This is a genomic window from Pseudomonas sp. 2725 (assembly GCF_050434585.1).
Lineage (GTDB): Bacteria > Pseudomonadota > Gammaproteobacteria > Pseudomonadales > Pseudomonadaceae > Aquipseudomonas > Aquipseudomonas jessenii.
In genome coordinates this window covers 237,647-250,589 of record NZ_JBNDIV010000001.1, presented here as the reverse complement: position 1 = coordinate 250,589, position 12,943 = coordinate 237,647, and the positions used below count along the sequence as shown (strand labels likewise).

Genomic DNA, 12,943 nt, shown 5'->3' with positions numbered 1-12,943 from the left:
TTGGCTTCAATCGGTTCAACTCTGCGGCCTCAATCCCTGAGAAAGTCCGAACATGAACAGCAACAAGTCATGATCGGGTCGAGTGGCCACGGATGCCTTGGCAATCCGTGGCAACGGACAATGTTCTTCTGCGTTTATCGAGCTGAGAACCTGGGGGCGTGGTTGCTCCCAGGTTGCCATCGCGATCGATGCAACTGCCAAGGCTCCTACCAGAAACAAACCTCGTGCAATTTCGAGTTTCATCGCTATAAACCCTTGATAGCGCTGCCAAACGCCGTCTCATAAAAGTAGATGAGTTTTTCCCAGTCTGCGTCGCTGAACGACGAGTGGCGACGCAATTGCTTCATGTCATGGACAGCTGCGCGATGGGCCGTCAAACGCTGTCGGCATTTTTCCAGATCGATCAGGGCCACTTCGACCTTGGCCGTCTCGCCCTCACCGGTCACGCGAACGAATACGTGCTTGTCGTAAATACATCCGTGCTGCCAGCGGCCCTTATGCATGCGAGCCAGGTTTTCAGCCAGGTCCTTGAGCACTCGTTCGTTTATGGCTTCACCATGACGCTCGCGACCGCCACCGGCGTACCAGCGATCGATTTCCTCGAAGCCGTCCAGCGACTTGGTGACCAGCAAGGCACGCCACTTGTGCACAGGATCGCGCTGTGCGCCACAGAAAACGATTTCCGGAACCCGTACGCCAAGCGCGGTCACACCGGTGAGCGCAGCATGCTCGCGCATGACCGTCGGCCGCCCGAAAGGATGCTGAAAGCTACGATGGATATGCCCGGTCTGGCGCTTGACGTAGAGCAGTTGACCATCACTGCCCATCAGGCGTTGAACGCCGCTTTCCCCGCCGCGACGGACGTTGGGTTCTTCTACCCATTCACCGCGCTGATTCCAAAAGTAATCGAAGCGGTCCTGGGGAACGACTTCCGTTTCTGCTGCACACTGCACTGCCATCCTGTTACCTCTTGCGTAATACGTAAACTCGCCACATGGCATAGAGCGGCAAAAAGTCCAGTTGTTCCTGGATTCGGAAACCCGCCTGCTCAAATTCCTTCTCTACGGTAGCGGCCGGTAACACAAACCGGTTTTGGTAACCTTCCTGCCCACGGGTTTTCTCCGAACGCTTGCGTTTCCAGGCCTTGAAGTTGCCATCGACCCACAGCGAAAGGATCACGCTGTCGCGGGAAACCCGCTCGAACTCACGCAAAATAGCCATGCGATGCTTGGCTTCACCGATGTGGTGGAGCAAACGCATGCAAAAAATGCTGTCGACGGCGTTGTCCGGCAAGGCGATGTCGAATACAGATGTGTGCAAGGGTTGTACCCGCTTCACCACATCGGCAGGTTGCGCCTGGGTTGCGACCTTCAGCATGGACGGCGAGTTATCGGCACCGATGATCACTCGGTTGGATTTTTCCGCCAACAAGGGCCAAAAACGCCCTGCACCACAAGGCAAATCGAGGACCAGACCAGGCTCGCCAACCAGGGCCAGTGCCTTGCGCGCCAGTTGTTCGTCACGCCAGTGGGACAATCGACGGCCGAGACCTTCCTGGTGTTTGCGCAAATAGCGTTGCGCGTGTTGATCGTCGTACTTTTCGGAAAAATCGAGCTTGATCGGGCCGTCCATCATCAGGTCTCCTGAACTTCTGATAGCAGCTACCTTAGATTTTGTAGTGTCGGCGTCTGGTCATCCATTTGTGAAAATATCGTTATGGGAAAACCTGAAATATTACAGGGTTTTACAGAGTTGACAGGGTTTGCTGGACGCCTGACTTAACAGATCAAGTTCGGGACAGCTCCACCTGAAAACGGCAGCCACTGGGCTCCATCGTAGTCAGGCTGACGCTCCAGCCCTGGTTTTCACAAATCCGCTGCACCAGTGAAAGCCCCAGGCCCAAGCCTTCCCCGCGTTTTTCAGTGCCCCGAACGAAGGGTTCGAACATCGCCTCGCGTTTTTCTTCGGGAATGCCCACACCGCTGTCTTCGACCAGAAATCCCGTGCCCGTCAGGCTCAGGCGGATGAAGCCCCGTTCTGTGTAGTGCAAGGCGTTGCGCAGCAAGTTACCCATCACCGCGTGCAGGAGCGTCGCATTGTAGCCCTTGGCCTCAGGGTTGCCCGGTTCGAAGATCAGTTTCAACCCTTTGCTTTCAATGGGCCCGCGCCACAGACCGACCAGGCCCTCGGCTACCTGGCCCAGAGGCTGCTGCGGCGACATGCTGTTATCTTCGCGCTTGGCGCGGGCCAGCATCAGGAAGGTTTGCACCAGCTCACGCATTTCTTCACATGCCCGGGCAATGCGCTCGACCTGGGCGCGACCGCGCTGATCGAGACCTGGGTTTTCCAGCAACAACTCGCAGGAACTGGCCAGGATCATCAGGGGCGTACGCAATTCGTGGCTGACGTCGCTGGTGAACAAACGCTCGCGGGTCAGGGCCTGACGCAAGCGCCCGAGGGTGGCGTCGAAGGCCACGGCCAGTTCGCCCACTTCGTCGGCGGCATAATCCGGAGCCAAGGGAGGAGCCAAACCCAGCAGTTGATCGCGATGGCGTACCTGGCGGGCCAGCCGTACCACCGGCGCCATGACCTTGCGTGCCAGCACCCAGCCGAGAAATACAGCCAGTGCCAGGCTCAGTACGAAACCCACCAGCACCACGGCAAACAGCACCCGCTCGCGCTCTTCAAAATCGCTCTGATCCTGCAACAGCACGTAACGTCGGCCGTCGACGATTTCGACCATGGCATGGTACGACAGGTTTTCACGGAACACTTCGTGGAAACCCGGCTCCAGATGCCGCAAATCCTTGGGCAAATTGAAATCGCCTGGCCCGTTGCTGAAGTAGAACAATTGGTCCGGTTCGGGTCGGTGGCTCCAGTCCGTGACATTGTCCATCAGCAACAGGCGCTGCAAATCGCCGCCCAGACCGGCCGAAATCAGTTTTTCCTCCACCAGGTGCACGGTCGCCACGATGCCCATGGCAAAGGCACCCGCCACCAGTGCGCTCATCAGCGCAAAGGCAATGATGATGCGTTGAGCAAGGCTCTGCTTAAACTCCATCACGGCCCTCGGCCAGGCGATACCCCACACCGTGCACGGTTTGCAGTAATGGTTTGGCGAACGGCTTGTCGATCACCTGGCGCAGTTGGTGGACATGACTGCGCAGGCTGTCGCTGTCCGGGCAGTCGTCGCCCCAGAGCGCTTCTTCAAGAATTTCACGGCGCAACACATGAGGGCTTTTCTGCATCAACACGGCCAGCAACTTCAGGCCGACCGGGTTGAGTTTCAGCAACCGGCCTTCGCGAGTGACTTCCAGTGTGTCGAGGTCGTAGCTCAGGTCGCCGACCTGCAAGGTCCGCCGCCCGCCGCCCTGGGTTCGGCGCATGACCGCTTCGATCCGCGCCGCCAGCTCAGACAGGGCGAACGGTTTGATCAGATAGTCATCGGCGCCGGACTTGAAGCCCTGCAGACGGTCATCCAGTTGATCGCGGGCCGTGAGCATGATCACCGGCGTTTCGCGGCGAGCATCCTCGCGCAGGCGCTTGCACAGGGTGTAGCCATCGATGCCGGGCAACATGATATCGAGCACGATCAAATCGTAATGCTCGGTGGCCGCCAGATGCAGGCCCGACAGACCATCCTGAGCGCAATCGACGGTATAGCCTTTGAGCCCCAGGTAATCGGCCAGGTTGGCGAGGATATCGCGGTTGTCTTCAACCAATAGAATTCGCATGGGTATCTCTCCGTCCACAGTAACGGCCGTCGTGGCCCGCGCAGCTTAAGGCGAAGTTCCGCTCAGGGCTAGGACTGAGTGAAGCGCAAAAGCGCGGAAATTGACCGATTACAGCCTTAACGAGTTTTTCACCGGCGATTCACATGCTGGCGACAGAGTCGGGCTCAAACTCTGCGCGGCTGCGCATTTGAGAACATTCACTGATCAAGGAACTAGCATGGTTTCGACCCTTGCCCGCCCTGCCCCTCGTCCGCTCAATTTCTGGGTGTGCCTTGGAGTCCCCGCCGTAGTCGCGATCATTCTGGTATTGCTCGAATTGACCAGTCTGGACATGGACCTGGCCAAGCTGTTTTACGACCCGGTCACCGGGGAATTCATCGGACGCCACAGTTACTTCCTCGAGGACATCCTGCACGATCGCGCCAAGCAAGTGGTCATCGCCTTCTCGGTGTTTGCCATCCTCGCCTTCATCGCTTCGTTCTTCATGGCCAGGCTCAAACCGCTCAAGCGGGAACTGGGTTGCCTGGTGCTGTCCCTGGGCCTGGCGACTTCCTTTGTCACGCCCATGAAAGCAGTGACCGCGGTGCAATGCCCATGGAGCCTCGAACAGTTCGGCGGTCACGAGACCTACAGCGAACTGTTGAGTCCTCGCCCGCACACCGATAAACCAGGGCGTTGCTGGCCCGGCGGCCATGCGGCCACCGGCTTCACCCTGTTTGCCCTGTTTTTCGTACTGCGTGACCGTCGCCCGCGCATGGCTCGCGCAGCGTTGGTCTTCGCCTTTGCCCTCGGCTCGGTGTTCTCCATCGGGCGGATGATGCAGGGCGCGCACTTCTTCTCGCACAACGTGTGGACGGCGGTGTTCTGCTGGCTGATTTGTTTGGGGTCGTATTACTACGTTCTGTATCGACCGGCCTTGAGGGCGGATCGCGAGGCAAGTGCAGAACCTGTCAGCGCCTGACCTGACGCCTTCGCGGGCAAGCCACGCCCCCACAGGATTTATGCAGTTCCTTGTGGGAGCGGGCTTGCTCGCGAAAGCGGAATGTCATTCAGCATCTATATCGACTGACACACTGCCTTCGCGAGCAAGCCCGCTCCCACAATGGATCGATGTGAACATTGAAGTCCGGGCAATAAAAAACCCCGCCTGCTTTCGCAGACGGGGTTTTTTCGTACAGGGGTAAGGCTGGCTTACATCATGCCGCCCATGCCGCCCATACCGCCCATGTCTGGCATACCGCCGCCAGCTGCACCTTCTTTCTTCGGTGCATCAGCAACAGCGGCTTCGGTGGTCAGGATCAGACCGCCGATCGACGATGCAGCTTGCAGCGCGGAACGGGTGACCTTGGTCGGATCCAGGATACCCATTTCGATCATGTCGCCGTATTCGCCAGTCGCAGCGTTGTAACCGAAGTTACCTTTGCCGTTCTTGACTTCGTTGACCACAACGCTTGGCTCGTCACCGCTGTTGGCAGCGATCTGACGCAGCGGTGCTTCAACGGCACGACGCAGAACAGCGATACCTACGTCCTGATCAGCGTTGTCGCCTTTCAGATCGTTCAGGGTTTGCAGAGCGCGGATCAGCGCAACGCCACCGCCAGGTACCACGCCTTCTTCAACGGCTGCACGAGTAGCGTGCAGGGCGTCTTCAACGCGGGCTTTCTTCTCTTTCATTTCAACTTCGGAACCAGCGCCAACCTTGATCACTGCAACGCCGCCGGACAGCTTGGCCAGACGCTCTTGCAGTTTTTCACGGTCGTAGTCCGAGGAAGTTTCGGCAACCTGAGCACGGATCTGAGTGATGCGTGCTTCGATGTCGCCGTGTACGCCAGCACCGTCAACGATGATGGTGTTTTCCTTGGACAGGGTCACGCGCTTGGCGCTGCCCAGGTTTTCCAGGGTTGCGCTTTCCAGGCTCAGGCCGATCTCTTCGGAGATAACGGTACCGCCGGTCAGAACGGCGATGTCCTGCAGCATGGCCTTGCGACGATCGCCGAAGCCTGGAGCCTTGACGGCTGCGACTTTAACGATGCCACGCATGTTGTTCACAACCAGAGTCGCCAGGGCTTCGCCTTCAACGTCTTCGGCCACGATCAGCAGTGGACGGCCGGCTTTGGCAACGGCTTCCAGCACTGGCAGCATTTCGCGGATGTTCGAGATCTTCTTGTCGACCAGCAGGATCAGCGGGCCGTCCAGCTCAGCGACCATGGTCTCTGGCTTGTTGACGAAGTACGGGGACAGATAGCCACGGTCGAACTGCATGCCTTCAACAACCGACAGTTCGTTTTCCAGGCCCGAGCCTTCTTCAACGGTGATCACGCCTTCTTTACCGACTTTTTCCATGGCTTCGGCAATGATGTCGCCGATGGAGTTGTCGGAGTTGGCCGAGATGGTGCCGACCTGAGCGATAGCCTTGGTGTCAGCGCATGGCTTGGACAGGTTTTTCAGCTCTTTGACGATGGCGATGGTCGCCTTGTCGATGCCGCGCTTGAGGTCCATCGGGTTCATGCCGGCAGCGACGGCTTTCAGGCCTTCGTTGACGATCGACTGAGCCAGAACGGTAGCGGTGGTAGTACCGTCACCAGCGTCATCGTTGGCACGGGAGGCAACGTCTTTGACCAGCTGCGCGCCCATGTTTTCGAAACGGTCTTCCAGTTCGATTTCTTTTGCTACGGAAACGCCGTCCTTGGTGATGGTCGGAGCGCCGAAGCTCTTCTCGATGATCACGTTACGGCCTTTCGGGCCCAGGGTCGCTTTTACTGCGTCAGCCAGGACGTTGACGCCCTTGAGCATTTTTTTACGGGCGGAATCGCCAAACAGAACTTCTTTAGCAGCCATGATCGATATTCCTTAAATACTTTGTAGTAGCGGGAAAATGAACGGGGGTATCAGCCTTCGATAACGGCGAGGATTTCGTTCTCGCTCATTACCAGCAGGTCTTCGCCGTCGACTTTCACAGTGTTGCTGCCGGAGTAAGGACCGAACACAACCTTGTCGCCCACTTTCACGGACAGTGCACGCACTTCACCGTTTTCCAGTACGCGGCCGGTGCCTACAGCGAGGATTTCGCCGCTGTTGGCTTTTTCAGCAGCCGAACCTGGCAGGACGATACCGCCAGCGGTTTTCTTTTCTTCTTCGCTGCGACGGATGACGACGCGGTCATGCAGAGGACGAAGCTTCATTGTCGATCTCTCCTAATTGTGGTTTTCATCGGCCGGTGTAGTCCCGGCGGGTTTAACAAAGGCCGGCGGTGCCGGTTGCGGTTCGTCAAGCGAACCGCGGAAGTCTGTCTGGCTTGTTCGCCAGAAACCTTGCGGTGACCGTTACATAAGGGCGCATAAGCTTATTACAAGGGCGGCGGTGAAAAAATTTTCAGGTCGATGCCCCGCAAACGAACACGGCACCCGAAGGTGCCGTGTCGATGTGCGTATTACTTGGTATCGCGGTGTTCGAACTCGCCTTCGATCACGTTGGGCTCGCGGCCCAGCGGCTCGCGAGGCACCGGGCCGCCACGGGCCTGTAGGTCGTCGGCGAACGCTCGCTGACGCATCGCCTGCTCTTCGGCGCGCTGGCGCATTTTATTGGCCAGCAGGCGACGACTGAACGGCAGCAGCATGAACAGGCCGATCACATCGCTGATGAAGCCCGGAAGAATCAGCAGGCCACCGGCCAATGCCAGCATCAGGCCTTCGAGCATGGTCTGGGCCGGCAGTTCGCCGCGGCTCAGGCTTTCACGGGCACGCAGGGCCGTGGCCAGGCCGGCGATGCGCAGCACAAACACGCCGAACATCGAGCCGAGAATGATCAGCAGCAGGGCCGGGAAGAACCCGATGGACCCTGCCACCTTGACGAATACGAACAGCTCCAACACCGGGAACAGCAGAAAGAGCAACAAAAAAGGGCGCATCAAATGGTTCCTCAACGCAAGAATGCCTTGCCAGTTCACCTTAGATGACGTCGCCGTTTCGTGAATTCAAGCGTCGGCCACTTCATTTTTCGGCCAATGATCGGCGTGAGCCAGAGAAACCAAGGCTTCGCGAACTTGTGTCGGCGTATTACAAGGCGCTTGGAACGGTAACCAGTACAGACTTTGACCGATGCGCAGGTGCATGCCTTCGCAATCGATGCCGACCATTTGCGCCGGCACGTTTTTCGGCAGCCCGGCCAGATCGACGTAATGGGCGATGGCCTTGGCGTGATCGGCGTTCATGTGCTCGACCATGCTCACTTCGGCCTTGCCGGCGAACGGGTTGGCCAGGGTCAGCTCGTTGACCCAATGAATCGCGCCAAAACCGCCGATGTAACGGTGGCGTACAGGCTCAAGCACCCAGAAATCGAAATCGTGGGCCTTGTGATAACCCTTCGACTCCGGGAAGTAGCGGTAGTAACGCTCGGAGGCAGCGTCGATGGCGGCTTCGTCTTCGAGCTGCTGCGCCTCAGCCAGGTAAGTCAGTCGACCAACGGCCTGGACATCTTCGGCACCACGTTCGCCGACAAAGAGCGAGCATTTCCGATCTTTTTGCAGATTATGAGTGTGCTGGGCGATGCGGCTGATCAGGATCAGCGGCCGGCCCTGCTCGTCCAGGCAGTACGGAACCACGGAACCGAACGGAAAACCGGGCATTGATTTGGAGTGCGTCGAAAGCACCCCACGGTATTCCTTGAGAAGCAATTCTCGTGCATGCTTAGCCGCTTCAACGCTCAATTTATGACTCCTTAAATAGAATCCGTCAGAAAAACGGACGAGCTGCTGGCGAAAGTCCCAGCACGCCATCGGGGGCAGTTCTCATGTGCAGCCAGGCCAGGTCAGGCGCAGATCGAGAGGCTCTCTAAAGGAAACCACTCAGACCTGCTACCGGGGCATGCGAATGCAACTCACTGACAAAGTAATCATTATCACTGGCGGTTGCCAGGGTTTAGGCCGCTCCATGGCCGAGTATTTCGCAGGCCTGGGCGCGAAACTCGCGCTGGTGGACCTGAACCAGGAAAAACTCGACAACGCCGTCGCGGCCTGCAAGGCCCAAGGTGTCGAGGCCCGCGCCTACCTGTGCAACGTGGCCAACGAAGAGCAAGTGACCCACATGGTTGCCCAGGTCGCTGAAGACTTCGGCGCGATCCATGGCTTGATCAACAACGCCGGGATCCTGCGCGACGGCATGTTGCTCAAGGTCAAGGATGGCGAAATGACCAAGATGAGCCTGGCCCAGTGGCAGGCCGTCATCGACGTCAACCTGACCGGCGTGTTCCTGTGCACCCGTGAAGTCGCGGCGAAAATGGTCGAGCTGAACAACAGCGGCGCGATCATCAATATCTCGTCGATTTCCCGCGCCGGCAACGTCGGTCAGACCAACTACTCCGCCGCCAAGGCCGGTGTTGCTGCGGCGACCGTGACCTGGGCCAAAGAACTGGCACGCTACGGCATTCGCGTCGCCGGCATTGCACCGGGCTTCATCGAAACCGAAATGACCCTGGGCATGAAGCCTGAAGCGCTGGAGAAGATGACTGCGGGGATCCCGCTCAAGCGCATGGGCAAGCCTGAGGAAATCGCCCATTCGGCGGCTTACATCTTCGAGAACGACTATTACACCGGTCGGATTCTGGAGATGGATGGCGGGTTGCGGATCTAAGCCCAACCCCAAACAACTGTGGGAGCGGGCTTGCTCGCGAAGGCGATAGATCAGTCAACTTGTTGGTTGAATGACACACCGCTTTCGCGAGCAAGCCCGCTCCCACATTTGGTCAGCGTTTATCTGGCGAACATTAGTCGTCGCTGACGCTGATGTTCGGCATCGCCGGCGTCAACGCTTCCTGCAACACGATCCGCGCGCCGACATGACGGGCCAGTTCCTGGTAAACCATCGCAATCTGGCTATCAGGCTCGGCGATCACTGTTGGCTTGCCGCCATCGGCCTGCTCGCGGATGACCATCGACAGCGGCAGCGAAGCCAGCAGTTCAACGCCATACTGGTTGGCCAGTTTCACACCACCGCCTTCGCCAAACAGATGCTCGGCATGCCCGCAGTTGGAGCAGATGTGCACGGCCATGTTCTCCACCACGCCCAGCACCGGGATGTTGACCTTGCGGAACATTTCCACGCCCTTGCGTGCGTCCAACAATGCCAGGTCCTGCGGGGTGGTCACGATCACCGCACCGGCCACCGGCACTTTCTGCGCCAGGGTCAACTGGATGTCACCGGTGCCTGGCGGCATGTCGATGACCAGGTAATCGAGGTCACCCCACGCGGTCTGGGTGACCAGTTGCAACAGGGCGCCCGAAACCATCGGCCCGCGCCAGACCATCGGCGTGTTGTCGTCGGTGAGGAAAGCCATGGACATCACTTCGACGCCATGGGACTTGAGCGGAACGAACCATTTCTGATCCTTGACCTCGGGGCGGGTGCGCTCGGGGATGCCGAACATGATGCCCTGGCTCGGGCCGTAGATATCCGCATCGAGAATCCCGACCTTGGCGCCTTCCCGGGCCAGAGCCAGGGCCAGGTTGGCCGCGGTGGTGGATTTGCCCACGCCGCCCTTGCCGGACGCCACGGCCACCACGTTTTTCACGTTCGCCAAGCCCGGAATCTGCGCCTGAGCCTTGTGCGCGGCGATCACGCTGGTGATTTCGACCTTGGCACTTGCCACGCCATCCAGCCCCTGAATGGCCATTTCCAGCATCTGCGCCCAGCCACTCTTGAACAGACCGGCGGCGTAACCCAGTTCAAGCTGAACGCTGACGCGGTCGCCCTGAATCTCGATGTTGCGCACGCACCCGGCGCTGACCGGGTCCAGGTTCAGGTAAGGGTCGGTATACTGGCGAAGGACGGCTTCCACCGCTGCGCGATTGACGGCGCTCATGGGCAACTCCGAAAACAGGACTGGAAAAGATAGTGGGTATCGTACCTGTTCCGAGCGTTCGGCGGGATGTTGAACCTTCACCTGTTACTCATCCAATGAAACAGGCTCACAGGGTGAAAAATATGCGCCGGCGCTTTATAGTGGCCGACCTCCGTTTCATCAAGTAGCCGAGCCCCATGTCCGAGCCACGCAAGATCCTCGTCACCAGCGCCCTGCCCTATGCCAATGGTTCGATTCACCTCGGCCATATGCTGGAATACATCCAGACCGATATGTGGGTGCGCTTCCAGAAGCACCGCGGCAATCAATGCATCTATGTCTGCGCCGACGACGCCCACGGTTCGGCGATCATGCTGCGCGCGGAAAAGGAAGGCATCACCCCGGAACAACTGATCGCCAACGTCCAGGCTGAACACAGCGCCGACTTTGCCGACTTCCTGGTGGACTTCGACAATTTCCACTCCACTCACGCCGAAGAAAACCGTGAGCTGTCGAGCCAGATCTACCTGAAGCTGCGTGACGCCGGGCACATCGCCACGCGTTCGATCACCCAGTACTTCGACCCGGAAAAGAAAATGTTCCTGGCCGACCGCTTCATCAAGGGCACGTGCCCGAAATGCGGCACCGAAGACCAGTACGGCGACAACTGCGAAAAATGCGGTGCGACCTACGCACCGACCGACCTGAAGGATCCGAAGTCGGCGATCTCCGGCGCCACACCGGTGCTCAAGGATTCCCAGCACTTCTTCTTCAAGCTGCCAGACTTCCAGCAAATGCTGCAAACCTGGACCCGCAGCGGCACCCTGCAGGATGCCGTCGCCAACAAGATCGCCGAATGGCTGGATGCCGGCCTGCAACAGTGGGACATCTCCCGCGATGCACCGTATTTCGGTTTTGAAATCCCCGACGAGCCTGGCAAGTACTTCTACGTGTGGCTGGATGCGCCGATCGGTTACATGGCCAGCTTCAAGAACCTGTGCAACCGCACGCCGGAGCTGGACTTCGACGCGTTCTGGGGCAAGGACTCCACCGCCGAGCTGTACCACTTCATCGGCAAGGACATCGTCAACTTCCACGCCCTGTTCTGGCCAGCCATGCTCGAGGGCGCGGGCTACCGCAAGCCGACCGGCATCAACGTGCACGGCTACCTGACTGTCAACGGTCAGAAAATGTCCAAGTCCCGCGGCACCTTCATCAAGGCCCGGACCTACCTGGACCACCTGTCGCCGGAATACCTGCGCTATTACTACGCGGCCAAGCTGGGCCGTGGCGTTGATGACCTCGATCTGAACCTCGAAGACTTCGTGCAGAAGGTCAACTCCGACCTGGTGGGCAAGGTCGTCAACATCGCCAGCCGTTGTGCCGGTTTCATCAACAAGGGCAATGCCGGCGTAATGGTCGACACCAACGCCGCGCCTGAACTGACCGAAGCCTTCCTGGCCGCCGCGCCAGGTATCGCCGACGCCTATGAAGCCCGCGACTTTGCCCGTGCCATGCGCGAGATCATGGGCCTGGCCGACCGCGCCAACGCCTGGATCGCCGACAAGGCGCCGTGGTCGTTGAACAAACAGGAAGGCAAACAGGATGAAGTCCAGGCCATCTGCGCCACAGGCGTCAACCTGTTCCGCCAACTGGTGATCTTCCTCAAGCCGGTGCTGCCGCTGCTGGCCGCCGACGCCGAGGCGTTCCTCAACGTCGCGCCGCTGACCTGGAACGATCACGCGACCTTGCTCGGCAATCACCAGCTGAACGAGTTCAAGCCGCTGATGACCCGCATCGACCCGGTAAAAGTGCAAGCCATGACCGACGCGTCGAAAGAAGACCTGACCGCCAGCCAGACCGACACCGGCGAAGCCGCACCTGCCGGCAATGGCGAACTGACCAAGGATCCGCTGTCGCCGGAAATCGAGTTCGACACCTTTGCCGCTGTCGACCTGCGTGTCGCGCTGATCGTCAAGGCTGAACACGTGGAAGGTGCCGACAAGCTGTTGCGCCTGACCCTGGATATCGGTGACGAGCAACGCAATGTGTTCTCCGGGATCAAGAGCGCTTACCCGGACCCGTCCAAGCTCGATGGGCGCCTGACCATGATGATCGCCAACCTCAAGCCACGGAAAATGAAGTTCGGTATCTCCGAAGGCATGGTGATGGCGGCAGGCCCTGGTGGAGAAGAAATCTACCTGCTCAGCCCTGACAGCGGCGCCAAGCCTGGCCAGCGCATCAAGTAAGGTCTGCGGCAAATCGATCCCACAGTCGTGCCTGGCGCGGCTGTGGGATTTTCATGTCTGGCCCACCCTCCCGCCTTGCCGGATAATGCCTAAGCTTTTTAGACCATCTCCTGTAGGAGCGAGCTC

Annotated in this window: 13 protein-coding genes; 3 read left to right on the top strand and 10 right to left on the bottom strand. The window is 59.0% G+C overall.

The genetic code is table 11. From position 1 onward, the window contains the following. Positions 1–15 precede the first annotated feature (15 nt). The 5 genes from ABIE16_RS01185 to colR form a co-directional block, all read right to left on the bottom strand. The gene (locus tag ABIE16_RS01185; protein ID WP_079246712.1) at positions 16–243 is read right to left on the bottom strand and encodes a hypothetical protein; all 228 of its coding nucleotides are present in this window, start codon (positions 241–243) and stop codon (positions 16–18) included. Between the two features lie 2 nt (positions 244–245). Continuing rightward, complete coding sequence (locus ABIE16_RS01180; RefSeq protein WP_340313043.1) at positions 246–959, bottom strand: lipopolysaccharide kinase InaA family protein; 714 nt, start codon at positions 957–959, stop codon at positions 246–248. Positions 960–963: 4 nt separating this feature from the next. Next, positions 964–1,632 (bottom strand): class I SAM-dependent methyltransferase, encoded by a 669-nt coding sequence (locus ABIE16_RS01175; RefSeq protein WP_057716567.1) that lies wholly within the window; start codon positions 1,630–1,632, stop codon positions 964–966. A gap of 154 nt (positions 1,633–1,786) precedes the next feature. Further along, complete coding sequence (locus ABIE16_RS01170) at positions 1,787–3,061, bottom strand: sensor histidine kinase (RefSeq protein WP_057713451.1); 1,275 nt, start codon at positions 3,059–3,061, stop codon at positions 1,787–1,789. Further along, positions 3,051–3,734, bottom strand: coding sequence for a two-component system response regulator ColR (colR, locus tag ABIE16_RS01165; RefSeq protein WP_007985839.1), 684 nt, complete (start codon positions 3,732–3,734; stop codon positions 3,051–3,053). The genes ABIE16_RS01170 and colR overlap by 11 nt, the downstream gene beginning before the upstream one ends. 217 nt (positions 3,735–3,951) lie before the next feature. On the opposite strand from colR, the gene ABIE16_RS01160 reads away from it, so the two are divergent. After that, complete coding sequence (locus ABIE16_RS01160; RefSeq protein ID WP_429520416.1) at positions 3,952–4,695, top strand: phosphatase PAP2 family protein; 744 nt, start codon at positions 3,952–3,954, stop codon at positions 4,693–4,695. Between the two features lie 230 nt (positions 4,696–4,925). Here the strand turns inward: ABIE16_RS01160 and groL are convergent, their stop codons facing one another. The 4 genes from groL to ABIE16_RS01140 form a co-directional block, all read right to left on the bottom strand. Beyond that, positions 4,926–6,572 carry a chaperonin GroEL gene (gene groL, locus ABIE16_RS01155; protein ID WP_090457529.1) on the bottom strand — a complete coding sequence of 549 codons (1,647 nt, stop codon included), beginning with the start codon at positions 6,570–6,572 and terminating at the stop codon, positions 4,926–4,928. A 50-nt stretch (positions 6,573–6,622) separates the two neighbouring features. Next, positions 6,623–6,916 (bottom strand): co-chaperone GroES, encoded by a 294-nt coding sequence (locus ABIE16_RS01150; protein WP_007985847.1) that lies wholly within the window; start codon positions 6,914–6,916, stop codon positions 6,623–6,625. Between the two features lie 248 nt (positions 6,917–7,164). Next, positions 7,165–7,641: an FxsA family protein gene (locus ABIE16_RS01145; protein WP_218494259.1), complete on the bottom strand. Its 477-nt coding sequence runs from the start codon at positions 7,639–7,641 to the stop codon at positions 7,165–7,167. 66 nt (positions 7,642–7,707) lie between these two features. Further along, entirely contained in the window at positions 7,708–8,439 is a 732-nt protein-coding gene (locus ABIE16_RS01140; RefSeq protein ID WP_057713448.1) for a HugZ family protein, read from the bottom strand. 163 nt (positions 8,440–8,602) lie between these two features. Between ABIE16_RS01140 and ABIE16_RS01135 the strand changes: the two genes are divergently transcribed. Continuing rightward, positions 8,603–9,361, top strand: a complete 759-nt coding sequence (locus ABIE16_RS01135) for an SDR family oxidoreductase (RefSeq protein WP_429520415.1) — start codon at positions 8,603–8,605, stop codon at positions 9,359–9,361. A 133-nt stretch (positions 9,362–9,494) separates the two neighbouring features. Here the strand turns inward: ABIE16_RS01135 and apbC are convergent, their stop codons facing one another. Beyond that, the gene (gene apbC, locus ABIE16_RS01130; RefSeq protein WP_057713446.1) at positions 9,495–10,589 is read right to left on the bottom strand and encodes an iron-sulfur cluster carrier protein ApbC; all 1,095 of its coding nucleotides are present in this window, start codon (positions 10,587–10,589) and stop codon (positions 9,495–9,497) included. Positions 10,590–10,765: 176 nt separating this feature from the next. Here apbC and metG point away from each other — a divergent pair, with 176 nt between their 5' ends. Next, the gene (gene metG, locus ABIE16_RS01125; RefSeq protein WP_429520414.1) at positions 10,766–12,817 is read left to right on the top strand and encodes a methionine--tRNA ligase; all 2,052 of its coding nucleotides are present in this window, start codon (positions 10,766–10,768) and stop codon (positions 12,815–12,817) included. The last annotated feature ends 126 nt before the right edge of the window (positions 12,818–12,943 follow it).